This is a genomic window from uncultured Psychrobacter sp. (assembly GCF_947500265.1).
Taxonomy (GTDB): domain Bacteria; phylum Pseudomonadota; class Gammaproteobacteria; order Pseudomonadales; family Moraxellaceae; genus Psychrobacter.
In genome coordinates this window covers 112626-135678 of sequence record NZ_CANMRN010000006.1, presented here as the reverse complement: position 1 = coordinate 135678, position 23053 = coordinate 112626, and the positions used below count along the sequence as shown (strand labels likewise).

23 protein-coding genes are annotated in these 23053 nt (G+C 39.4%); 20 read left to right on the top strand and 3 right to left on the bottom strand.

The features are described 5' to 3' along the window. Nucleotides 1-245: 245 nt before the first annotated feature. The 10 genes from urtB (at nucleotide 246) to Q0788_RS10080 (ending at nucleotide 13058) form a co-directional block, all read left to right on the top strand. Nucleotides 246-1991 carry an urea ABC transporter permease subunit UrtB gene (urtB, locus tag Q0788_RS10125; RefSeq protein ID WP_298810362.1) on the top strand — a complete coding sequence of 582 codons (1746 nt, stop codon included), beginning with the start codon at nucleotides 246-248 and terminating at the stop codon, nucleotides 1989-1991. Between the two features lie 10 nt (nucleotides 1992-2001). Further along, complete coding sequence (urtC, locus tag Q0788_RS10120; RefSeq protein WP_298810287.1) at nucleotides 2002-3072, top strand: urea ABC transporter permease subunit UrtC; 1071 nt, start codon at nucleotides 2002-2004, stop codon at nucleotides 3070-3072. A gap of 44 nt (nucleotides 3073-3116) precedes the next feature. Continuing rightward, nucleotides 3117-3926: an urea ABC transporter ATP-binding protein UrtD gene (urtD, locus tag Q0788_RS10115; RefSeq protein WP_367179723.1), complete on the top strand. Its 810-nt coding sequence runs from the start codon at nucleotides 3117-3119 to the stop codon at nucleotides 3924-3926. A 78-nt stretch (nucleotides 3927-4004) separates the two neighbouring features. Beyond that, nucleotides 4005-4703 carry an urea ABC transporter ATP-binding subunit UrtE gene (urtE, locus tag Q0788_RS10110; RefSeq protein ID WP_298810282.1) on the top strand — a complete coding sequence of 233 codons (699 nt, stop codon included), beginning with the start codon at nucleotides 4005-4007 and terminating at the stop codon, nucleotides 4701-4703. 305 nt (nucleotides 4704-5008) lie between these two features. Continuing rightward, nucleotides 5009-5893, top strand: a complete 885-nt coding sequence (lgt, locus tag Q0788_RS10105; RefSeq protein ID WP_298810279.1) for a prolipoprotein diacylglyceryl transferase — start codon at nucleotides 5009-5011, stop codon at nucleotides 5891-5893. Between the two features lie 148 nt (nucleotides 5894-6041). After that, on the top strand, nucleotides 6042-6680 hold the full coding sequence (thyA, locus tag Q0788_RS10100) for a thymidylate synthase (RefSeq protein WP_298810276.1): 639 nt from the start codon (nucleotides 6042-6044) through the stop codon (nucleotides 6678-6680). A 90-nt stretch (nucleotides 6681-6770) separates the two neighbouring features. Next, a complete protein-coding gene (locus tag Q0788_RS10095; RefSeq protein ID WP_298810274.1) occupies nucleotides 6771-8006 on the top strand; it encodes a tyrosine-type recombinase/integrase in 1236 nt (411 codons plus the stop codon). After that, on the top strand, nucleotides 8003-10441 hold the full coding sequence (locus Q0788_RS10090; RefSeq protein WP_298810272.1) for a site-specific integrase: 2439 nt from the start codon (nucleotides 8003-8005) through the stop codon (nucleotides 10439-10441). The genes Q0788_RS10095 and Q0788_RS10090 overlap by 4 nt, the downstream gene beginning before the upstream one ends. Then, complete coding sequence (locus Q0788_RS10085) at nucleotides 10441-12549, top strand: site-specific integrase (RefSeq protein ID WP_298810269.1); 2109 nt, start codon at nucleotides 10441-10443, stop codon at nucleotides 12547-12549. Before Q0788_RS10090 ends, Q0788_RS10085 begins: the two co-directional genes overlap by 1 nt. Continuing rightward, on the top strand, nucleotides 12546-13058 hold the full coding sequence (locus tag Q0788_RS10080) for a hypothetical protein (protein WP_298810266.1): 513 nt from the start codon (nucleotides 12546-12548) through the stop codon (nucleotides 13056-13058). The genes Q0788_RS10085 and Q0788_RS10080 overlap by 4 nt, the downstream gene beginning before the upstream one ends. A 157-nt stretch (nucleotides 13059-13215) precedes the next feature. Here the strand turns inward: Q0788_RS10080 and Q0788_RS10075 are convergent, their stop codons facing one another. Further along, the gene (locus tag Q0788_RS10075; RefSeq protein ID WP_298810263.1) at nucleotides 13216-14067 is read right to left on the bottom strand and encodes a thymidylate synthase; all 852 of its coding nucleotides are present in this window, start codon (nucleotides 14065-14067) and stop codon (nucleotides 13216-13218) included. Nucleotides 14068-14339: 272 nt separating this feature from the next. Between Q0788_RS10075 and Q0788_RS10070 the strand changes: the two genes are divergently transcribed. From Q0788_RS10070 to Q0788_RS10055, 4 genes are all read left to right on the top strand, one after another. After that, nucleotides 14340-14960, top strand: a complete 621-nt coding sequence (locus Q0788_RS10070; RefSeq protein WP_298810260.1) for a recombinase family protein — start codon at nucleotides 14340-14342, stop codon at nucleotides 14958-14960. Nucleotides 14961-15103: 143 nt separating this feature from the next. After that, nucleotides 15104-15607 carry a hypothetical protein gene (locus Q0788_RS10065; protein WP_298810258.1) on the top strand — a complete coding sequence of 168 codons (504 nt, stop codon included), beginning with the start codon at nucleotides 15104-15106 and terminating at the stop codon, nucleotides 15605-15607. Nucleotides 15608-15924: 317 nt separating this feature from the next. After that, complete coding sequence (locus Q0788_RS10060) at nucleotides 15925-16524, top strand: tetratricopeptide repeat protein (RefSeq protein ID WP_298810256.1); 600 nt, start codon at nucleotides 15925-15927, stop codon at nucleotides 16522-16524. 47 nt (nucleotides 16525-16571) lie between these two features. Further along, nucleotides 16572-16925, top strand: a complete 354-nt coding sequence (locus Q0788_RS10055) for a hypothetical protein (RefSeq protein WP_298810253.1) — start codon at nucleotides 16572-16574, stop codon at nucleotides 16923-16925. A gap of 209 nt (nucleotides 16926-17134) precedes the next feature. On the opposite strand, the gene Q0788_RS10050 is transcribed toward Q0788_RS10055, so the two are convergent. Together Q0788_RS10050 and Q0788_RS10045 are read right to left on the bottom strand one after the other, a co-directional pair. Then, a complete protein-coding gene (locus Q0788_RS10050) occupies nucleotides 17135-17401 on the bottom strand; it encodes a hypothetical protein (protein ID WP_298810250.1) in 267 nt (88 codons plus the stop codon). 68 nt (nucleotides 17402-17469) lie between these two features. Then, nucleotides 17470-18063: a hypothetical protein gene (locus tag Q0788_RS10045; RefSeq protein WP_298810248.1), complete on the bottom strand. Its 594-nt coding sequence runs from the start codon at nucleotides 18061-18063 to the stop codon at nucleotides 17470-17472. A 407-nt stretch (nucleotides 18064-18470) separates the two neighbouring features. Here Q0788_RS10045 and Q0788_RS10040 point away from each other — a divergent pair, with 407 nt between their 5' ends. The 6 genes from Q0788_RS10040 (at nucleotide 18471) to Q0788_RS10015 (ending at nucleotide 22985) form a co-directional block, all read left to right on the top strand. Further along, nucleotides 18471-18893, top strand: coding sequence for a hypothetical protein (locus tag Q0788_RS10040; protein ID WP_298810246.1), 423 nt, complete (start codon nucleotides 18471-18473; stop codon nucleotides 18891-18893). Between the two features lie 32 nt (nucleotides 18894-18925). Next, nucleotides 18926-19909, top strand: coding sequence for a WG repeat-containing protein (locus Q0788_RS10035; protein ID WP_198335622.1), 984 nt, complete (start codon nucleotides 18926-18928; stop codon nucleotides 19907-19909). A 21-nt stretch (nucleotides 19910-19930) separates the two neighbouring features. Further along, on the top strand, nucleotides 19931-21298 hold the full coding sequence (locus tag Q0788_RS10030; RefSeq protein WP_298810241.1) for an AAA family ATPase: 1368 nt from the start codon (nucleotides 19931-19933) through the stop codon (nucleotides 21296-21298). Nucleotide 21299: 1 nt separating this feature from the next. Further along, the gene (mcrC, locus tag Q0788_RS10025; protein WP_298810238.1) at nucleotides 21300-22430 is read left to right on the top strand and encodes a 5-methylcytosine-specific restriction endonuclease system specificity protein McrC; all 1131 of its coding nucleotides are present in this window, start codon (nucleotides 21300-21302) and stop codon (nucleotides 22428-22430) included. An 83-nt stretch (nucleotides 22431-22513) separates the two neighbouring features. Next, nucleotides 22514-22756, top strand: coding sequence for a transposase (locus Q0788_RS10020; RefSeq protein WP_298810236.1), 243 nt, complete (start codon nucleotides 22514-22516; stop codon nucleotides 22754-22756). A 16-nt stretch (nucleotides 22757-22772) separates the two neighbouring features. Next, complete coding sequence (locus Q0788_RS10015; protein ID WP_298810234.1) at nucleotides 22773-22985, top strand: transposase; 213 nt, start codon at nucleotides 22773-22775, stop codon at nucleotides 22983-22985. The last annotated feature ends 68 nt before the right edge of the window (nucleotides 22986-23053 follow it).

Here is a 23053-nt window from a genome sequence, read left to right as displayed (position 1 = left end):
AACGACACCAATAACCGTCCTAACGCCTACTCTCCACTTTTATTTTCAACACTTATTCTTAACTTTTAAATAACACCAAACCTTATTAACTCTTCTATCGCTTAATACGTTAAGTAGTAGTGGCTAAGGGTTTGTTGTCTGTGAAAAACAGGGAGCCGCACATGCAGCACCATACTTTACGCCCGTTTGTAGGGCAAACATCGTCCAAAAATGGTAATAACCCACAAGCATCAGCCAGTGAAGTCATGCAGTATGCGGCTCGTTTTTCAATTTATGCGCCTCTGCGATTACTTGCATTGATGGCATTATGCATAACAACTTTCACCACCACAGCATATGCGGATCATGATGGTCAGGTACATGACCACGATACGGATACCGCTCATAGTGAGCAATCGTTGCTCACACCTGTCAACGTAACCACTTCTACTCAAGCCAGCACCTCAAATATTTCAACAGCAACTTCTACAAGTTCAGCCGATGCCATTCAACAATTCGTGGCCGGCAATTTTAGTAAGCGCCAAGCCATGCTAAGTGATTGGCCAGGATCCGTTGAGAGTTTAGATAGTTTGGTTGAATTTATTGCCAATGATGAGCTATATCAAGGCAACGGTGGGCAAACGTATTTATTGAATAAAGAAGATCAGCTGTTTACTTATCCTGATAAAAAAGAGACTGACGATTGGCCAAGTGATTTATCACAAATCACCCTGACTAATGCCCTTCGCTCAGCGCTTATCTTTGGACAGGCTAAGGTAAAGCTTGCTTCTGACAAGCCCGCACAGCGCCTGCAAGCTGTAGAGATTTTGGCTGACAATATTGACCAAGTAGATCCAGCCATTATTACGACAGCAGCGGCAAATGAAGACAGCGCTAAAGTTCAAAAAGCACTAACCGCACTACAAGCTCGTATTGATTTCAAAAACGGTGACCTACCAACTCAAATCGCAGCTGTGAACCTACTTGCAGATAGTGATAACCCACAAGTTTTGGTCGATATTGAATCTGCCCTCGCGTCTGATGGCTTAGATGCCTCGCTCAAAGCTGCACTTATCGATGCTGAATCTAGCGTGTCACGGCGTATCGAAATAAGCACATGGACGGGTCATATTTTCACCGGTATGAGTACCGCTAGTATTTTGCTACTAGCAGCGCTTGGTCTCGCCATTACCTTTGGTTTGCTTGGCGTCATCAATATGGCGCATGGTGAGCTAATCATGATTGGCGCTTATACCACTTATATGGTGCAAAATTTCTTTCAAGCTTATATGCCAAATATGGCAGGTTGGTATTTGCTTGCCGCTATTCCAGCTGCGTTTTTAGTCAGCGCCATCATCGGCATGATTATTGAGCGCATTGTCATTCGTCCGCTATATGGCCGCGAGCTAGAGACCTTGCTGGCGACATTCGGCGTGAGCTTAATATTGATGCAGTTAGTACGGATGATTTTTGGTGCGCAAAACGTTGAAGTCAGTAACGTGGCATGGCTCAGCGGCGCATATCAGGTGTCATCAAGTTTGGTACTGCCTTACAACCGTATTGCCATTATTGGTTTTACCGTCATTGTCGTGGCGCTACTGGTTTACTTGCTCAACAAAACGCGCTTTGGCTTGTTTATACGAGCCGTTACCCAAAACCGTCAAATGGCACGTGCTGTCGGTATCCCTTCTGCACGTATCGATATGATGGCATTTGGTTTGGGCTCTGGACTTGCTGGCATGGCAGGCTGTGCCCTTGCCCAAGTAGGCAACGTGGGTCCTGATCTGGGTCAAACCTATATCATTGATACCTTTTTAGTCGTCGTCGTTGGCGGTGTCGGACAAGTATGGGGCGCAGTATTGGCCGCCTTAGGACTTGGTGTGAGCGGTACGGTACTTGAGATTGGTATCGGTGCAGTACTGGCTAAGATTGTATTATTGGTTCTTGTGATTCTGTTTATTCAGAAACGGCCACAAGGTTTATTTGCACTCAAAGGCCGCTTTGTCGAATAAGGAGACTCCTATGATACTGACCAAATTACTGTCTGATACCCCGCGTAGTGCAGTTTTAATTAGCTTATGTTTTGCCGTACTACTGATACTGCCTTGGCTACATCTTATGCCGGAGACTTCAGCTTTTCACCTTTCAGCCTACTGGATTACCCTGATTGGCAAAATCATGGCGCTAGCGATGGTGGCTTTGGCACTAGATCTCGTCTGGGGCTATGCTGGTATTTTGAGCTTGGGACATGGTCTGTACTTTGCCTTGGGTGGTTATGCATTTGGCATGTACTTAACACGTGAGACAGCGGGCGACGCGCTTCCTGATTTTATGCGATTTTTGAGCTGGACTGAGATGCCATGGTACTGGGCTGGCACGCAGCATTTTTGGTGGGCAGTCGCACTGGTCGTATTAGTACCTGGCTTGGTTGCTTTTATCTTTGGTTTTTTTGCTTTCCGCTCCAAAATCAAAGGGGTTTATTTTTCTATCATCACTCAAGCCATGGTCTATGCAGCAGCATTGCTATTCTTCCGTAATGAGACAGGCTTCGGCGGCAATAACGGCTTTACTGGTTTTACTACTCTTTTAGGCTACGACATTACTGCTGCCTCAACTCGCTCAATGCTGTGTTTTGTCACGGCCGTAGCATTGTTAGTCTCTTATATGGGTTTGCGTCATTTAATGAACCAACCTTATGGGCGCGTACTCGGTGCGATTCGTGACAGCGAAAACCGCTTGCAGTATTTGGGCTACCGTACGCTGTGGTACAAGCTATCCGCTTGGGTGCTGTCTGCCGTCATCGCTGGTATCGCAGGTGCGCTATACGTACCTCAAGTCGGAATCATTAACCCAAGTGAGATGAACCCAGTTAACTCGATTGAGATAGCCGTCTGGGTAGCAACTGGTGGTAGAGGAAGCTTAATTGGCGCTATCTTAGGTACTGGTGTGGTGAATGCTGTGAAAACCTACTTTACGGTCGCCTACCCTGAGTTTTGGCTATTGATATTAGGCGGGCTATTCGTCGTCGTGACGTTGTTTTTACCCAATGGCATTATGGGCTTGTTCGATCGATTCAAAAAGGAGAAACAATAATGCTAAATGATAAATCACCATCGACCGAACAATCGACCAAAGCGCTGTCTGAATATGATCATACTGATGGACGTGACGGTCTCAGTCACCCCAAAAAATCAGGCGTCGACTTTAGCCATGGTATTGCTCTGTATTTAGAAGATGTGAGCGTTTGGTTTGATTCGTTTCGCGCACTCAACAACCTGTCGCTCTATATCGAAGAAGGCGAGCTACGCTGTATTATCGGCCCCAACGGCGCGGGTAAAACCACGCTCATGGATGTCATTACAGGTAAAACCCGCCCTACGGAAGGCAGCGTGTTTTTTGGTCAGACTCATAATCTTGCCAGCTTATCTACCGAAGAAATTGCCGAAGCGGGTATCGGCCGTAAGTTTCAAAAACCTACTGTCTTTGAAAATTTTACGGTGATGGATAATCTGTTACTTGCCGCGCCAAAAGACAAACGTGTGGTCAAAAGCTTGTTTAATAAACTCAATGCCGATACTCGCGATACCCTCGACTCGACCCTACAACAAATTCGCCTGATCGACAAAATCAACAAGCCAGCTGGTTTGCTCTCACATGGGCAAAAACAATGGTTAGAGATTGGCATGCTACTAATGCAAAGCCCCAAACTGATTTTACTTGATGAGCCTGTGGCCGGTATGACTGATGCTGAAACAGAACATACCGCTGAGCTGTGTCTACGCCTCAAAAAGAACCATACATTAGTAGTAGTCGAGCATGACATGACCTTTATCGATGCTATCAGTGAAAAGGTCACGGTATTGGCACAAGGGGCGATTTTGGCCGAAGGTACGTTAGCGGAAGTGCAAGCCAATGAAGCAGTGATTGAGTCCTACTTAGGTCGATAGCTAAACGTATCATCTAGACGAGCCAAACGAATATTCCCTTTAAAATATTAAAAAAGTTTTAGAGTTTAGGAGACAGCCATGTTACAAGTGAACGATATCAACCAGTATTACGGCGGCAGTCATATTTTACGAGATGTCTCGTTTACAGCACCTGTAGGCGCATGCAGCGTGGTACTTGGACGTAATGGCGTGGGCAAAACCACGCTACTCAAATGTTTGATGGGGATATTACCGATTAAATCAGGAGAGATTTTGCTTAATGATAAAGACATCAGCAAGATGTCTCCAGAGCAACGGGTACGAGCAGGATTGGCTTATGTACCACAAGGCCGCGATATTTTTTCGACACTGACGGTAGAAGAGAACATATTAATTGGTATGGCAAAGTTTTCACGCAGTAAGGCCAAACACGTACCTAAGCATTTATACGATATTTTCCCCGTACTCGATGAGATGAAACATCGCCGCGGTGGTGATTTATCTGGTGGTCAGCAGCAGCAGCTTGCCATTGCACGCGCCCTAGCCTCCGAGCCGACTGTATTAATTTTGGACGAGCCAACTGAAGGTATTCAGCCTTCTATCATCAAAGATATTGGCCGCGTCCTACGTGACTTGGCTGACAAAGGTGACATGGCCATTGTGCTGGTTGAGCAATTCTATGAATTCGCCGAAGAGCTTGCTGACAATTACACGGTACTATCACGCGGCAAGGTAGTCTCACAAGGCGCAGGCGATACGATGGTCGAAAGTAACGTACAAGATCTGGTCGCCATCTAATTTCTTTTAATAATAGATGTGATAGTACAACTTGGTAGTGAAAGTTGAATAATGCTAAAAATGGCATTTTTATCCCAAGCTGCTAGCTACCAAGATTACATATCATCACGAAAACACTCCTTAATTAAAGTCACTCTTTTCACCTCACTTCTTATCTTTTTTAACTCTTAGCCTATACATTCTGTACCATCTCAAAAACTCAAATTACTCATACACTCTGATTGGCACCAGAGCAATTATGTATGCCCAGCGAACGAAATTTGCTATTATAGTCAGCATTTTATTATCAATATTATGATGCCCTTATGATGATTCATCCTCAGTACGATCCTGTAGCATTAGCAGTTGGACCTGTCGAAGTCCATTGGTATGGGCTGATGTATTTGTTGGCATTTGCCGCCGCCTACGGACTGGCATGGTATCGCAGTACCAAGCGTGAAGGCTGGACGACAGATATGGTCTCTGACCTAGTGTTCTTTGGCGCACTTGGTGTGATATTAGGTGGCCGTGTCGGCTATGTATTGTTTTATCAGTTCAGCGAGCTACTCCAAAACCCTGCTTATCTGTTCAAAGTCTGGGAAGGCGGTATGTCATTTCATGGTGGCCTGATTGGTGTCATGTTGGGTATGCTGTATTTTGCTCGCAAATATAAAAAGACACCTTTCCAAGTGCTCGATTTTGTCGTTCCCTGTGTGCCAACTGGTCTATTGTTCGGACGTATTGGTAACTATATCAATGCCGAACTATGGGGCCGCGTCTCTGATGGTGGCTATAACTGGTTGACCTACTTCCCGCAGGCCGCTAATGTTGATATGCAGCAGCTACAAGCCAATCCTGCACTACAAGACCTTATGACTGAGGTCAATGGCCAGTACCTGTTGCCTCGTCACCCGTCGCAACTGTATGAAGCCCTTGCAGAAGGTCTACTGTTGTTTCTATTCTTGTGGTGGTACTCATCGAAGCCCCGTCCTCGTATGGCAGTGACTGGTGTCTTTATGCTTGGTTATGGCTTTAGCCGTTTCATCATTGAGTTCTTCCGCCAGCCAGACATCGACCAAGGATTCATCTTGCTAGGTTGGATGACCAAAGGTCAGATACTAAGCGCCCCAATGATAATTATCGGTCTATTCTTGATCGGTTATGCCTATAAACGCGGCATCTACGACTGGGGTAAGCAAGCTGCTTATTAAGCCTACCCTTTTGTGATAAAGGTTGATGACTTAAAATAGGGTATTCTGTCAAAACACCTACCCTAGCAATACTTTCAATAATGACAGTGTATATATCGACTACCCATTTAGCCTGTATGCGCTGTCAGCAGTAACTAAAGAGCATTTTATGATCAATGGCACCCAAAGTAATAACGAGCAAGGCTATTTAGATTTGCTACGCCACGTTCTCGACAATGGCACTGAAAAAGGTGATCGTACTGGTACTGGTACGCTTAGCCATTTCGGCGCACAGCTACGCTTTGACTTAGCAGAAGGCTTTCCACTGCTAACGACCAAAAAAGTTCACTTTAAATCTATCGCTTATGAGCTATTATGGTTTTTAAGTGGCAGCACTCATGTTGACTATCTACAACAGAATAACGTTCGTATCTGGAATGAGTGGGCAACAGCAGAACAGACTACGCGCTTTAACAGACCTGCTGGTGATTTGGGTCCTATCTATGGTCATCAATGGCGTAACTATGGTGCGACCAAAAATGAAGATGCCAGTTATAACGCTGATGGTGTCGATCAAATCGCACAGGTCGTTGAACAGATAAAGAACAATCCGAATTCGCGCCGTTTGATTGTCTCAGGCTGGAATCCAGGTGAGGCAGAGCAAGTAGCCCTACCACCATGTCATACGTTATTTCAGTTCTTTGTCGCAGACAATAAGCTGTCATGCCAGCTGTATCAGCGTTCGGCTGACTTATTCCTATTATTCCCCCATAATGATAATTCACAGTATGAATTATTAGCAGCCTAGAAACATCTCTTTTCTCTATATCTATAGCAAAGATCAGGTCATGCATAATATGTTATACAATTTAATCTATGTATTAATGTGGCCTATAGTATGGATATTAAGATTTGTTCCAATAAAGCATTAGACTTATCAAAGTCTTGTGTAACTAATGAAATACCAGACTTATCATTAGATCAGAAAGTCAAAGTGAATGGGGTTGGCGTATTTGATGATAGTGGTAAAATCCTTCCTATTATCTCTGAGTATTTATCATATCAATTCAAGCATGAAAAGATTGCCTATGGAACAGCATATACATATGGCAAAAATCTAACTTACTTCTTAGAGTATATCCGTAGTCGTCCAGAATATAACGATGATGAAACTGATGAAGTATTCATTACAGTCCCAGGATATGTAATTCAGCAATACTTTACTTTCTTAAGTAGTGAAGAGCGTAAAAGTTCAGCTACTATTAGAAATCGTGACGGGGCAATATACGCTTTCATTAACTTCCTCTGCAGTCATACGGAAGACCGTCAGCCACTTAGAGAAGATAATCCATATAGTAATGGATACCTTTCAAAAGTACCGAAACGCACACCAATTATTTCATGCACTCTTGATGATCTCGTCATATTGATTAAATCTACTCAATCAGAACGAGAAAGAGTGTTACTTCAGTTTTTATACGATTCTGGTGTGCGGCGTTCAGAGCTGATCAGGGTTACTCTTAAAGACTTTAAAGATACTATCAACTTTAACTCTGAAAAGTTTATTTCAGAAGATTCCGACCAACCTATTCATGCAGACTACGTACCTTTAGCCATTAAAGGTAGCAAAGGGCGTGGAAATCAAATCAAACCGCGGTGGACGTTAGTTAGTTCGGCAACCATTAAACGCGTACAGAAATATCATGCGTCTCCGTTGTATAAAAAACATGCTTGCAAATATGAAAGTCCAGATGAAACCCCAGCATTTTTTAATGCCAAAGGTACTCCTTATACACGTAGCGCGATCAACAAATTACTTGAGCGTCTCAGCAAGCGTGCAATAAAGAAGGGTAACCTCAATAGAATAATCTCTCCTCACAAGCTTCGACATGGTAATGCCTACGCAATATTACAATCCGATGATTTAGGATACGACTATCTAGATCGGCTCGTTATCGTACAAAAAAACTTAGGTCATAACCAACTTAGTACTACCCAAATGTATACCAGTATTCCTCAGGAAATTTACAATAGTATGTGTGATGAAAACAGCAACTTACTAACTAGAGCGGGAAAAATGAGACGCTTGAGTAAAAGTACACAATTGAGAATTGGCATTAAGGACATCAAATGAAAAGGAATAAAATAGCCACCAATGAGGCTTACAAGGATCTTTTTGAACTAGAAAGTATAAAGGTTGAAGAGAAACGACTGAATAAAAATGCCGAAGAATCTATTATAGAATGGGTAACGCAAACAGTTGAAGATATAGAGGCGCTGTGGGAAGTACAAATCAGTAAGGCTGATAGTACTTTAGGTTTCGGTGTAGCCATCAAGCATATTCAAAATGCTGTAGGTATCTCATACTCTGTTGCACACAGACATAGGGCTCTTACCAATCCTTTAATTGAGAAGATGATTGAAGAAGGAATTTTGGTGATACCAGATGAAAATTACGAAGCTGCTGGTATCGAAAACTCAAGGAAACTATTAAATTGGTATAGACAGCTATCCGAAGAAGAAAAGTATTCATTACCTATTTTTGGCAATAAGGTTTCGATAAAAAAAGTATCTTCGCAACAATTACCTATAAAAAAAAATTCTTTAAGATTTAAGATTGTTAAAGATGCTTGGATCTTCATTCACAAGGATCTTGAAAAACTTGGAGTGATTGATCCAAACTATAAAAACGTTGCTGAAAGAACAAGCGAAGCGAACGTTAATAGAAAAAATTATAGTGAAAGTCAGATAGAACGCTTTCATAAACTGGCAGCAAGAGAGTTAACTGCTGCTACTGACTTCTTCGTTCCTTCAAAACTAGAACCTTTTATTCAGGTTGAGCAACTGTTTTCTTGTACTAGTAAAACTGTCTCTTCAGAATCAGGTAAGAGTAATTACAGAATTGCGAGCAGTTTATTTATGGAGTTCTTATCTGAACTGTATGGAACTGCCCCTCTAAAAATAACGGCAGTTTTTGATGAACATATTCTATCTAGATATCGAAAATATTTAGAGCAGAAAATAATAAGCAAAGACATATCAAGTCATCATGCAAATACAGTTCTGAGTTCAGTACGCAAAACACTGTATAGACTGACCCAAGTACGTGATATGGAATATACTTTTTTCGATATAGATGGCTTTACCACAAGTAGAGAAACAGATGCAAAAAAGCCATTTACAACGAACGAGCGAATCCAAGTATTAGATGCTATCGAAAAAGGACTACGTGAATCTAGAGCAGCTCTCATACCTTATGAAAAAACAGGTATAGGTAAAAACCCTCTGGACGAAAAAAATTCGGTCATAAGAGGTCTCTCGACATTAGAGAATGCGCGTTGGCTCTTTGAAAACCTCTTAATGTGTAAGCCCGTTCATAACAATACAGCTAAGTCACCTATTGAGAAGTCTTTTTTAAGAATAATTAAGGGTTCAGATAAGGGTTTGATAGAGACATACAATGAATGGGGGGTTATCCCAATGGTAAACGTGGATACACTAACGCCTTACATTTTAAGGCTTGCTCAAATTACTGGTTTAAATACAGATTCTTTACTTTCTCTTAACATGAATGATTACATAGACTCCCACCCAGCAACATCACGGCCTTGTCTTAGATATTGGAAAGAACGGTCTGATGGTCATAAAGAATACCACCTTGACCTTTTTAATGCAGAACTAACATGGCTTACATCATCTCAAGCTAAGTCAATAAAAAATATTTTTGAAGAATTAGTCCGATTGACGAGTAGTTTTCGACAGGACATTGAAGATGAGGTTTTTAAAGATAGGTTGTTCATCTATCAGTCAGATAGTACAAAAAAGCACGGCAGGGTATCTCCAATATTAGGAAATGAAAACAGAAATGCAAAAGCATTGGGAGATAGTTTGTCTAGGTTTGCTGAGAAATATGATTTAAAAAATGACGTAGGAGAGCCGCTAACTATTACAATAAGTCGGTTTAGACCAACCTTTGTTAGTGAGATGCTTGAAAATGGCGTAACTCTACGTGAAATTCAGCTCATGTTGGGACACTCGTCAATTCAAACAACTATTGGTTATCTGGATTCTTTTGATTTGAACTCGATAAGTAGAATAAAGATAAATGATAAATTAAAAGAAATACATCAATCGACTCTTAATAAGCAGAATGAGGAGCTGTCAGAAGTTATAGAAACTAAAATTAATGATGAATTAATAGTAACCTTTCATACCCCATTGGCTGAATGCAGAAATATTTTCGACCCGCCAGACTTTGTAAAGAACCTAGCGTCCTATACTCCAGGCACTCCATGTTCACAATATAATAAATGTTTAGGTTGTGATAATGTCATTATTACAGCAAAACACCTTCCTGAAATTTTTGCAATGAAGCGCGACTACACACTCTTAATAGAGCACACACGTGTCATGGATACACCCTATGGACATGTCATTTCAGAGAATATGGAACTAATAAAAGGCATTACAGATCCAGAGCTATCTGACTTTTCCTCAGAGGATTTAGAGAATGGGCAACGTTTAGCAGAGTACGTTGAAACAACAACATTGGTTGATGGAGTTATTTAATGGATTATGAAACAAGACTAAATGTGTTAACAGGTTTTGTAGAACATCGTCTCTATATCTTAAATGCCTTAAGTCCTGTTATAGATCAGAAAAATGAGAGTCTTCGGCATAAGCACACAGATGATGTAGAGTATATGACGTCTCTTATGGACAAACCCGTATCAAAATTATCGAAATTTTCTGACTGCGTTTGGAACTTTAATAAAGACTACCCTAATGCTGCAAGGAATGTTCAGGGTGCAAAGCTACGCATTAATTTTTCAAAATATACAGCGATTCCAGTATTTGTCTTAACAGAAATAAAAATTATATTTGAGTTAGCCTTGCTCAACAATTCAATTTTCAAAGTTCAGAAAAAAGAAGGTAAAGGTCGATCAAAAAAAACATTGAAAGCTAACTCCTTAATTACATCTTTTGAAAGGGGTTTAACATTTATTAATGAAATATTTAAACAAGCTTCTCATGAGCTAGGTTATGAGTTTGTTCAAGAAAAAATCCAGACATTCTCCGACATAACACCCGAACTGTATTCCAGAGCTGCTGAAAACTATGATCGTGTAAAAGATGTAGCGCTAGATAAGTTTTTCACATACCTGCGCAGTCCAGCTTCTGTTAAGTATGTATTTGAAAAGCCTATTGCCTATGTAGAGTTGAATAGCCTGAAATGGAAGAAAAGAGCTAATATTGATAAAGAAAAGAAAGATCAAGTGTTACCAGACTTGGTCTTTGAGTCTTTATCGAAAATGGCTTCCTTTATCATAGTTGACTTTTTAAGTGCTATAGGTGCTTCAGCAAAAATATCTGACTCTAACTCCTTAGAAAGATTTGATACAAGCAACCATCTATCATGGGCAAACCAAGAAAGAGTAACCCACGAAATCTTAAATGCTTATATTGCTATTAGACTAGGAACTAAAGGTTATTCTGCGAGTTTCGTTACAAATATGGTGGAATCCTATAATTGGATGCTCAACAAAGATTCTAATGTTATGGGTGGACTGACTTTACGTAAAGCATTGAAAAAACGTGGTTATAAGTTAGATAATCTTAGAGAATACTTCAACCTCGTAACGTACGCATGCACATATTTAGTAGGTCAGTATACAGGTATGAGACCATCTGAATTATCAGAAGTAAGAGTTCAGAATTGTTCGTGCTTGGTTCAAAGTGATGGCGTTTGGCTTATTGAAAGTACTGTCAAAAAACATAAAGATGAAGTTAGTACGGGTTTATTCGACGATAAGTGGGTAGCTATACCAATTGTTAAAGATGCAATATTAGCAGCTTCGTATATTTCAAAAATTAAAGTTTCACCTTATTTAGTTTCTAATGTAGATACTGTTAAACCTGGTAGCTCCCCACAGTCAATGGATAGTAAGGGTATTGCACATCAAATGAATAATTTTATTAGCCAACTATTAGGCAAAAACGTTGCTAATGAAATAAAATTTAATCCATATATGTTAAGACACACCCTAACATATCAACTATTCAGAGCTGAAGTTGGTCTACCTCTGATATCGTTTCAATTAAAACATTTTGTGGACAGTGTCTATAATTACACCTCTACTGGCTCTACCTCATTAGTAACACTGGGGTATGGCGATATAGGTGATATGCTTTCAAAAGATGGGAATCGAAAAGGTGATAAGAAATCACTGCGCCGAGCAGCTGAATTAGAGGCTATTAAGACTGCACATAATCCAAACGGTATATATTATGGTGGAAAGGCGAAGGAGCATAAAAAAGGTCTAACCAAGACATTTAATGGCTATATGGCTGAAGGTTATACGGAAGATGAAGTGTATGAAGCAATGGTAGATCAAGGGGTCGCCGTTGTCTACATGGGACAGGGGCTTTGCTATGGTAATAGACAGGAAGAGTATGATTCAAGTTTGCCATGTATTGGTTCACTACGCTGTAACCCAGCTCGGTGTAAACAAGCCGTTGTAACTATTAAACATGCTCCTAAATGGCGTGAAGTTTACACATTAAATAAGGCTAATTTAAATAAACCAGAATACTCGCAAAATCGTGATCAAATTTTAGCGGCAATGAACGAGGCTAAAATGGTACTGGAAAGTCTTGGTGAGGAAGTCGAACTATGAGTAATGAAGCTTATGACCAGAAGAATAGAGACGACTATGACGCAAATACATTACTATTGGAAAAAGCATTATCGGACATTAAATGCAATAAGAGGTTGAAAGTCACTGTAGCACAACTTTCAGAAATGACTGGTATTCATCGGAACACCATCTCAAACCGAGTTTGGCCTGGCCAAAAGCTAAAACAGATTAGAGAAGCCCGAAAAACTAAAGAGAAATCGCTTGAAGAACAAGTACGTTTAAGCACTAAAGATGTAAAAAATGCGCTAGAAGCAAAGCTAAGTCGAGCACAAAGTGAGGTTATCTACTGGTTTAATGAATATCAAGATACAAAAAAGATCGCTGAGCACTCAGATAAACGGTTACAAAAAATGAGAGAGTCACGAGATTACTATAAAGCACTATCTGACACAGATAAGAGGTCCCTATCAGAAGCCAGACAAGAAATTGAGAAATTGAGAAAAATGTTAGTTTTAGAAGATACAAAATCGAAACAGCTTATGCATTAGTCTGTCAAAAATCATCTATTCTATAGAGAGCATAATTTTAATTTCCTCTTGCTTAAAAGCTAGCGAGAGCTTAGCTAATAAGCATAAATCACACATATTAATACTTTGTGCCTAATAGAAATTTATCACTTTTCTCAGCTTTCACTTTATGCTGATATCAAACTGAGAATGGATAGGCAATAGACTCATGATACTGGTATCCTTCAACTTTAAAGTCATCCAATGTTACCCATGTTTCAATATCTTCGAGAGACTTAATCTCAGGGTTAATATGAAGCTTAGGTGCCGGATAAGGTTCGCGTTTTAATTGCACGTTACGCATTAATTCTAATTGATCTTCATAAATATGTGCATTTACGATCTTATGATAAGCTTTTCCAGCCTCGTGGCCCGTAATTTGAGCCATGAGAGCTAGTAAGGTAAACACTTGAATCTGATTAAAATTTTGACCTAATGGTACATCACATGAACGTTGTGATGAAGTCAAATACAGCTTTCCTCCTAACGATGAAAACGTATGGGTATGCATACAAGGACGTAAACATCCCATATGAAACTCACCTGGATTGTAGAAGGTTAGAATTTCACCTCGATCATCAATACCGTTTCGCAAGTTATTATAAATCTTACGAAGTTGGTCAAACTCCTCTCCTACTGAATTACGCCATCTTCGTCCCTGTACACCATAAACTCGGCCCATATCATCCTTACCTTTACGATAAGGATTAGCTAGCCAAGCTGCATTTTCATTGGCATTGGCGTTCCATGTATTACATCCAATAGCTCGAAACTGATCTGCGCTATCATAACCACGTAGATATCCCAACAACTCTGCGATAGCTGCTTTCCAATAACTCTTTCGAGTAGTTACTAAGGGAAACTCATTAGCTCCTACGTTGTAGTCTAAATCAGCATTAATAACGGTTAAGCAACGTTTTCCAGTTCGTTCATTCTCTACCCATACACCCTCATCAACTATACGTTGACATAAATCTAGATACTGTTTCATTCAATAACCTTAATTGGAATACACACTTATCTCAAAAGGTGATTTTTGTTGAACTGCGTGCACAAGACATTTTACCTTTTGATTTCATTGAGCATTATAAAGTTTCAAGGCTCAATTGTACAAACCTGTTCGTAACAACTAATTGTCTTAATAACTTATCAAAAGACTATACCCCAATGGAACCAGCTGTTTAGCCCCTCAAACCTATTAATAGACCACTTAAAATAGACTGCTATAATGGAACCACTTATAACAGACTATTTTAGGTATTTATGTTTATCAGAGCCTACCTCCGCGCCTCTACCAAAGAACAAGACGCCAAACGTGCTAAAAGTGAACTCATAGCATTTACTGGAGAATATGGCCACAAAATTGCTGCCTTCTATATCGAGAACGAATCAGGGGCAACGCTAGAGCGCCCAAAGCTGATGCAGTTGATTGATGACGCTCATGAAGGCGATGTGATCTTGGTCGAGCAGATAGACCGCTTAGCACGGCTCAACCCAACCGACTGGGACTCCCTCAAGCAAAAGCTGTCAGCTAAACGCCTCTCTGTAGTATCAAAAGAGTTGCCAACGTCTTATATGGCTCTGCAGCAAGCGAATAGCTCTGAGTTTATGGATAGCGTACTACGTGCCATTAACGATATGCTACTTGATATGCTTGCTGCCATTGCTCGTAAAGACTACGAGGATCGCCGCAACCGTCAGATGCAAGGTATTGCACGTGCAAAATATGAAGGCAAGTATAAAGGACGAAGGAAGGATGTTGATAAACGCAAAATCATCGCAAGCTTATTGAAAGCTGGTCATAGCTATTCTGAGATACAGGTGATGGCTAAGTGCTCACGTCAACTAATTGCTGAGGTCATTAAAGAGTCAAAATCAATATGATCTAAGGCAAGCCATAATAAGTGAACAGTAAGTATCTCTAATATTATAATTAAATATATGCTATAAAAACGAACATTAATCTATCTTTATAGTACAATAAATGTCCGGAGATTTTGGTCTAAAATTTAACTATAGGACTTTTTATGAAGAACTCAGTGGTTGGTCTCGCTGTTTTGGGGTTTGGTCTAATCAGTAGTCAGGTTGGGGCTACAGCTATATTGTATGAAAACAAATATCCTGATGAAGTACCTTATATTGACGTCTACTCTTACCCTGAGTTTGGTAAAGCAGAGAAACCCGATGCTAGGATGACACAAATTTGGGAGAGTTCGGCTGAGATCAAAAACGAAACGTACTATACAAGTCCACACACGATTATTAAAGAAAATGGCAAAGTAAAGTATGCATTAGCTCGCGTTAGAGGCGCTGGTTATGCCTTTCCTAGTGAAGAATTTGACGACTTGGTTTTACTTAACTGTCAAAACCCTCGTAACTCATACATCGAAAGGGGTGACAACGAGCGTATCAGTTTAAAAGATTCCATGGCAATTGGTGGTCAGTATGGACCTGGACTTGGCGATGAGGGTTGGACTGATCATATTCCTCGTAAGGCAGTAGGTGTGCTGTTCAATACTTACTGTAAATAAGAGAGTATTGCTTTAACAAGTATTTCACACCTCAATAGGATGCTTACCAAATTGGTGGCATCTTTTTTTATTGGATTGATTTTCTTGAACCTAGGGTACATGGTAAATAGGACTAAATAAGCTGTTTAGTTACCCTTCCCCCCTCAGCAGAGGGTGTTTTTTGTGGGATTTAGTTTATCTAACCTTACACGAGCTGACTTATCTACTTTGCGACATTACTTGTCGCCTTACCTCTAAAGCTAGTTTCATATTTAAAATAATTGCTGTAAGTTAAGAGGTGAAAATTTGTCCGGATTTATAACCTTGAGGAATGACTTATGAACGAACCTATAGTTACAGAAGAAACAAAGATACAGTGGGAGCCAACCGAAGCTAGCGTAAATGCTTGTATAGGTGCAATTCTTAAAAATGGTATAGAAGGAATTTCAGACAGCGATATATCTGTAGTTAAATACGACTATAAAAAGATGTTTGAGTTATTTACGAAAGCAGCTGAACAAGGTCATGCTGATGCTCAAAACAATCTAGGATTAATGTACAAAGAGGGTTTAGCTATTCCGCAGAGTGATTACGAAGCATTTAAATGGTTCACAGAAGCAGCCGAACGAGGTCATGCTGATGCTCAAAATAATCTAGGATTAATCTATCGTGATGGTAAAGAGACTCCCCAAGTTGTATATATGATACTGCATGATCATGAAATAAATGAAACAGAATTATCACCTAAGGATTATGAAGAACTATTTAAAGATTTTGGACTTGATAACCCTAAAAGCTTTGATTACCTAGACGTAGCGAAAGCACTTTCTGAAATAAAAGGAATAGACCATGATAAGGCTATTGAATGGTTCACCAAAGCAGCTGCTAATGGTAGCGATGCAGCAAAAATTAATTTAAAAAATATGTCCGATACTTAAAGTGATGATAAGTAGGTTAATACTTTTTGGAAAAATTGAGGTAAAAAATGTTAAAAATATTAAAACTATTCGCGTTATCTGCTCTTATTTTACCAGTCATTGCATGTTCATCTAGTGGAGCTCCAAGTGACTCTGAAATAAAAGAACTTGTGTTATCTAAAGTCACACGCAATATGTCTGATCAATCTTTAAAAGATCAAGTAGAACTCGATTACACTGAATGTAAAGCCACCGAAACTGAGGGTAAATATTTTTGTGTGGTATCAGTAGGTATTGACTATGAAGGAGAGAGACAAGTAGATACAAGAGGCTGGAGCTTTACCAAAGCTAACGATGATTGGTTTATAAAAGGACCTTTTGCTATTTCAGGTGAGGATAGAGCTAAAGCAGAGGGTAAATGATGAGTTCTCGCGGTTGCTTTTGAAAGTCCTTGATACCATCAAAACTATTTATATTGCTAGTCTTCTGAAATCAGGTCATAGCTATTCTGATATTCAAAAGATGACTAAGTGCTCACGGCATCTGATTGCTGATGTAGCTAAAGAAACACCTAAACTGATCACTACTCATTAATCCACTATAAGTAGATTAATGAGCCTTTTTAACTAGTTCAGCTGGGACATACTGTTTTAAACTGGCTAATAAATTCTTTTAAGGTAAATCCCTCACTTAATGGACTATTATTATTGACTTGCTCAGGTGTTAAGTTATCAATAAAAGGTTGCTCATTTTTTGAAGCACCTCTACGAACAACCTCAAACCTCATAGGAGTTTCACCTGATTTATTAGCACGTCTAAGTGTCAGATTTTTAGACTTAGCTAAACTGAGTAGTTCAATATAATTATCCCCACGAGTAGTCGTTTTCTTAGTTGACATATTTATCTATAACCTAATTTTATGAGTTTTTAATGAAAGCCACTGTGTGAAATCTCTATAATTGTTAATCACCACAAGAGCCATTTAAACTCTTTATCTTTTGCATCCCATTCAAAGTTACTACCAAAATACTCTCTTCCATCGTACTTTATATGTTTGATTACGTCCGTATCTATATACTCATGATAATAAATTTCTAACTTTGTTGGGTCAAAATCACTACTAGATATAATCTGATTTTCCTCGAACTGTAGCCCTTCAGTGGTTTCCTTAGCCATAAATATAGCAGTATCTGAAGGTAAATCCATTATCACCTTAGTAGATGAACTAATACATTTTGTCTTAATTCCGAGTTTTTCTAAGGTACCTAAATCAAGGGAACATTCCCAATCATCATCTCCATTCTCTAAATCTACACTCAAAATACAATCACTAGTTAATTCTGCGCCTGATATACACCACAAATTATCCATATCATACAGACAACCACCATCAACAAAATCGTGCTCTTTAGGTATTTTTAAATTACTTGATTCAGGATCGTCTAAATATTCAGCATATTCCTGTAAGTCAATATCTTCATCTTCGAAATACTCATAAGTATTCTTTGCTACTGTACCAGCGTAAATAAATGTACCGTAACCTCTTAGTGCAATAATCATTACTATCTCCTCAATTAAATAGTGTACTCATACGTTTGTTTTTTACCTTTTATTGAGATTACCAAAATAATTTTATATTGCATAGTATGTAGATCTTCTTTACGACATTATACGTCGTGTCCGACATAATTTGACTATTTAAGAGGTTTTGATAGGTTGTACAGCTCGCTACATTTTTTCCATATTCACTCATGTTTATACCTATCTGTACAAAAGACTGAGCTATCCCAGCTGAAAATCTCTTATTATCTGCTCTTTGAAGTTATATTTTATTTGTCAATTTAAGAGTTTTTTAGTTAAATGCTACTGATGCGTCATTTAATGTCGCACAGGACTCTTGAGTCATTGCAATAGAAATAGATTTAGACGATAGTAATACCAAACAACTATCCATTAAGGGGTGTTATATGAAAAAAATATGTCTGACATTAATTTTGGCAATCAGCAGTACTTGTAGTTACGCAGGACTGCCTGAGATGATGAATATTTATAATAATCCAAACACTGCACCGAATGTACCCGAATGTAGGGGTGATAGTTATTGCAACGGATTTATAGCTTTATCTAAACAATGGAAAGATATTCCTGACTCTTATCGTTATGAGGGTGAACATGACATTAAGTACTACGCCAAAAGAGGCTGGACTTATGATGATCAAGGACGAAATAGAGGGCTTTCTATGGGTTTTGGTTGGTCTACAGATAGATCAAATCGTTTTATAGAAGGTGCAGAGTACTATACTGATAATAGAGGGTATATTCCTGACCACTATGAAGGGGGGTTAGCAGTATTGCTATATATAGAAGATAAAAATGGATGGACAAAATAATAGCCTTAACAATAAAAAACGTAGGAATATCAATGAATAAAAGTTTTTTAAAAACAGTGAGTGCTAGTCTATTAAGTTTGATGTACTGCTCAGTTGCAAATGCAGATTTGCAGCGTTTTTATGAAGAGTCAACAGACAGCTGGGATTGTGGCTACAAAAATAGTTTGGGTGAAGTGGTGGTTCCTACTGGTCTGTTTGAGGCTTGTGGAGAGTTTTCTGATGGTTTAGCTTATGTTGGAAAAATAAAAAAGGGCTACGATGAAGAAGGCAATCTAAGCTATAAAAATCTTCAGGGCTTTATTGATAATAAGGGTAGATTGGTTATTCCTGTTGAGCATGAAGCTAATGATACAGGTATGGATACTGATTATAAGAGCTTTAGTGAAGGGCTAGTGGCTGTTTATCGTAATGGTAAGTATGGATATATGAATAAGCAACGAGAACTCATCATTCCCTATCAGTATCAGTCAGCAGAAGCATTTCAAGACGGGTTGGCAGTCGTAAGCTTGAAAGAGAAATATGGAGCTATTGATCAATCAGGAAAAACTATTGTTCCTTTTAAATTTAACTTTCTTCACTCTTATTCAGATGGATTGGCTCAGTATACTGAAAGTAATCACTGGAATAATGGCAGTCAATATGGTTTTGTTGATACCAATGGCAATATCTCAATTAAAGCAAAATGGGATCGTGCTTGTAATTTTTCAGAGGGTTTAGCAGCCGTTCGAGTGGGTGACTATGAGACTGGTAAATGGGGTGTTATCGATAAATCTGGTAATTTTATCGTGGAACCTAAGTACGATGCGCCTAATATTCAAACTTGGAGCGACGCATACTACGATGATTGCTACTACAAAGAAGGTAAAATAAATATGTATCAATACACTGATGCTAGTAAACCACACGAAAGTAGTATTACAAGATATACGCTTGACAATCAAGGTAATGTTATTAGTGAAACGTTCTATGCTAATTGGGATGCTGTCATCAAAAAATATGAATTCCAAAGTTGGTAAAAGTATATTAAGGAATACGCTATGAATGATTATGTTCAATCAGTCGCTATGCAGCCCTCTTGGATGACTCGTACTACACTAAACGATATAGGTCAGTTGATTCAAAAAAGCACTTGGCAGTTTGAAGAGGATATTAATCTTACTGATAAAGTGAATCTTGGCGACGTACAAGAAACATCCGTTACCCGTATAAAATGCACTGAAAAATACAATACTTGGCAAGAGATGATAGCTTGTCAAGTTTATCAGCTATGCTGCGATAAAAACTCATCTGAGTTTACAAAGCAAGAGTTTCTAGACAGATTTGAGAACGATCTCGATAAAAGATGGCCTGGTAGGAAAGATATAGAGGGAACTGTTGTACATTGTTTAGGGGTGATGAGGAAAAACAATCAACTAGAGCAGTTAAGTAGAGATTCATATCGATTATTGGATGAAAGCTCAGTACAAGGACTTGATGTTCAGACATCTCATGGTGTTTCGACTACTGAAAAGAATAGAGATCCTTATAATGTAGACAGTATTATCAAAGACGGATGTTTTTTACCTAAGGCTAAAATCGAAAAAACACTCGAACGCCTAGAAGCTAAAAAAAATATAATCTTACAAGGACCTCCTGGGACTGGCAAAACGTGGCTAGCTAAAAGATTAGCCTTTGTCTTAATCGGTCAGCGTAATGACAATCAAATAAAAGCGGTACAGTTTCATCCAAATCTCTCTTATGAAGACTTCATACGTGGTTGGCGGCCCTCAGGGGAAGGTCGATTGTCATTAGTAGATGGACCTTTCATGGAGATGATAAAAAAATCGATAGAAAATCCTGAAAAAGAGTATGTCATCGTCATTGAAGAGATTAATCGTGGCAACCCAGCCCAAGTATTTGGTGAGATGCTCACACTACTGGAAACGGACAAGAGAAACCCAGATGAAGCGTTAGAGCTATCTTATAAAAAGTCTGATGGTGAACGTGTATTCATACCTGAAAACTTATACGTTGTGGGAACTATGAACGTTGCCGACAGATCACTTGCACTAGTTGATCTCGCCTTGCGTCGCCGCTTTGCTTTTATTGACTTAGAACCTACACTTGGAAAAGCTTGGCAACGCTGGGTACACTCTCAAAATGGTATCGATATCGATTTCTTAAGACAGATCGATAGCCGTATGACTGACTTAAACAATGAAATCTCAGCAGACACAAATCTTGGTGCGCAATTTCAGGTAGGACATAGTTATGTGACACCAGCTGGTAATGTGAAAATTAATAATCCAAAAGCATGGTTTAGTGACGTTGTCGCAACAGAAATAGCGCCTTTACTGGATGAGTACTGGTTCGATGATCTCGAAAAATCTCAAAAAGCTCAAAAGCGTCTAGTTGAAGGCTTATAGTATGTCTATCAAGCTTGATGAAAAGAACGGGTATATTGGCAAAATACCCGTTCGTAATCTATGGTTGCTCATGCTGTATGCTTCAGACATCTATAAAGAGCTTAATATAGCCAATGTCGCTGTTGAAGAAAACCCTGATGATATTCCAGATCTGGTTGCAGAAATACTGTGCCGCCGCGTTGAACGTCGCATTCAGCTAAATCTAAGTTATGCGTATCAACATCGTGAAGCAGTAGTTAGTCGAGTTCGTGGAAAAATAGACCTGCTTGACACTGAAAGAGGCAGGTTACTTGAGCGAGGTAAGATCTCCTGCAGCTTTGATGAGTTAACCATTGATACACCGCGTAATAGATATGTTAGGGCAGCTCTTGAGGTTATTTCTAAAGTAGTTAAACGAAAAGATTTGGCTCATCGGTGCCGATCGCTAGATATACGTCTAAGACGAATGGGTGTCAGTCAAATACGCCCTAGTCGTAGTGAAATATCAGTGGATAGATTTGGAAGGCACGATGCTAAAGATAAGCCTATGGTGACGGCCGCACATCTTGCCTTTAATCTAGCACTGCCTACCGAGTCTAAGGGTTGCACTACTTTACCTTTACTTGATAGAGATGATCTGCCGTGGCTTCGCAAGCTTTTTGAAAAAGGCGTCGCTGGGTTTTATGATACAGTTCTGTCAAATCAATGTTATCGAGTAAGTGCAGGGAAAGTACTTAAATGGCAAATAGATGATAAAAGTTCAAGTATGGATAAAGTTTTTCCTAATATGAAGACGGACATCATCATTGATAATACGGACTTGGCGTATCGCATTGTTATAGATACTAAGTTTAATGCTGTAGTTACAAGTGGATGGTATCGAAATGAAACGTTAAGAAGTGGGTATCTGTATCAGATGTACACTTACTTAAGGTCTCAAGAAGGTAATGATGACCCTCTTAATAAGAATGCTGGTGGTTTATTTATTCATCCTTCGATAGGTGAGAATATCAATGAGTATGTCATTATTCAAAATCATAAAATAAGCTTTACTACTGTAGATCTAAACACTACAGCAAATGAGGTTCGAGAACAGTTGTTGAAAATTGTACAATGTAGCTTTAATGTCGAGCCTTTCCTAAAAACTGTGTAACTGCTTATAATCCACTAACCGGAGAATAAGCAACGACGAACCAATCTGACCCTAAAAAACTGGCCGAGCAAATGGCTGGTAGCATGAACAGCTTTGAGGATATCAAAGACTTTCAAAAGCAGCTCATGCAATCCTTTATCGACACTGCTCTTGAAGCTGAGATGAAAGACCATCTCGGCTACCCCAAGCATGAAAAAGCAGACAAGCCTAATAAGCGCAGTGGACACACTAAAAAGACCGTCCGCAGTGACATAGGCGATATTGAGATATCCACCCCAAGAGACCGTGATAGCAGCTTTAAGCCTGTGCTGGTCAGTAAGCATTAAACTCATATCTCAGGTCTTGACGATAAAATCATTTTTTTACGTCAAAGGTCAAACTACCACTGAGATTGTCGAAACGGTTAAAGAGTTCTATGACGTCGATATCTCAAGCAGCTTAGCTTCAAGAGTCACTGACAACATCTTGGAAGACATCACCGCTTGGCAGAACCGGCCATTAAACTTTGTTTATCCTATTGTCTATTTGGACTATATTGTCGTTAATGTACGTTAAAACAAGCAGGTCAACAACAAAGCCATTTACTTAGCCTTAGGCATCAACTCTAGCGGTAAGAAAAAGCT

Excerpts from the sequence above, each read along its gene's own strand:
- Q0788_RS10020 (WP_298810236.1), top strand. The coding sequence starts at position 22,514 with ATGAACAGCTTTGAGGATATCAAAGACTTTCAAAAGCAGCTCATGCAA.
- Q0788_RS10090 (WP_298810272.1), top strand. The coding sequence starts at position 8,003 with ATGAAAAGGAATAAAATAGCCACCAATGAGGCTTACAAGGATCTTTTT.
- Q0788_RS10085 (WP_298810269.1), top strand. The coding sequence starts at position 10,441 with ATGGATTATGAAACAAGACTAAATGTGTTAACAGGTTTTGTAGAACAT.
- Q0788_RS10055 (WP_298810253.1), top strand. The coding sequence starts at position 16,572 with ATGTTAAAAATATTAAAACTATTCGCGTTATCTGCTCTTATTTTACCA.
- Q0788_RS10080 (WP_298810266.1), top strand. The coding sequence starts at position 12,546 with ATGAGTAATGAAGCTTATGACCAGAAGAATAGAGACGACTATGACGCA.
- Q0788_RS10040 (WP_298810246.1), top strand. The coding sequence starts at position 18,471 with ATGAAAAAAATATGTCTGACATTAATTTTGGCAATCAGCAGTACTTGT.
- lgt (WP_298810279.1), top strand. The coding sequence starts at position 5,009 with ATGATGATTCATCCTCAGTACGATCCTGTAGCATTAGCAGTTGGACCT.
- urtE (WP_298810282.1), top strand. The coding sequence starts at position 4,005 with ATGTTACAAGTGAACGATATCAACCAGTATTACGGCGGCAGTCATATT.
- Q0788_RS10095 (WP_298810274.1), top strand. The coding sequence starts at position 6,771 with ATGGATATTAAGATTTGTTCCAATAAAGCATTAGACTTATCAAAGTCT.
- Q0788_RS10030 (WP_298810241.1), top strand. The coding sequence starts at position 19,931 with ATGAATGATTATGTTCAATCAGTCGCTATGCAGCCCTCTTGGATGACT.
- thyA (WP_298810276.1), top strand. The coding sequence starts at position 6,042 with ATGATCAATGGCACCCAAAGTAATAACGAGCAAGGCTATTTAGATTTG.
- Q0788_RS10060 (WP_298810256.1), top strand. The coding sequence starts at position 15,925 with ATGAACGAACCTATAGTTACAGAAGAAACAAAGATACAGTGGGAGCCA.
- urtB (WP_298810362.1), top strand. The coding sequence starts at position 246 with ATGCAGTATGCGGCTCGTTTTTCAATTTATGCGCCTCTGCGATTACTT.
- mcrC (WP_298810238.1), top strand. The coding sequence starts at position 21,300 with ATGTCTATCAAGCTTGATGAAAAGAACGGGTATATTGGCAAAATACCC.
- urtC (WP_298810287.1), top strand. The coding sequence starts at position 2,002 with ATGATACTGACCAAATTACTGTCTGATACCCCGCGTAGTGCAGTTTTA.
- Q0788_RS10035 (WP_198335622.1), top strand. The coding sequence starts at position 18,926 with ATGAATAAAAGTTTTTTAAAAACAGTGAGTGCTAGTCTATTAAGTTTG.
- Q0788_RS10050 (WP_298810250.1), bottom strand. The coding sequence starts at position 17,401 with ATGTCAACTAAGAAAACGACTACTCGTGGGGATAATTATATTGAACTA.
- Q0788_RS10075 (WP_298810263.1), bottom strand. The coding sequence starts at position 14,067 with ATGAAACAGTATCTAGATTTATGTCAACGTATAGTTGATGAGGGTGTA.
- Q0788_RS10065 (WP_298810258.1), top strand. The coding sequence starts at position 15,104 with ATGAAGAACTCAGTGGTTGGTCTCGCTGTTTTGGGGTTTGGTCTAATC.
- Q0788_RS10045 (WP_298810248.1), bottom strand. The coding sequence starts at position 18,063 with ATGATTATTGCACTAAGAGGTTACGGTACATTTATTTACGCTGGTACA.
- Q0788_RS10070 (WP_298810260.1), top strand. The coding sequence starts at position 14,340 with ATGTTTATCAGAGCCTACCTCCGCGCCTCTACCAAAGAACAAGACGCC.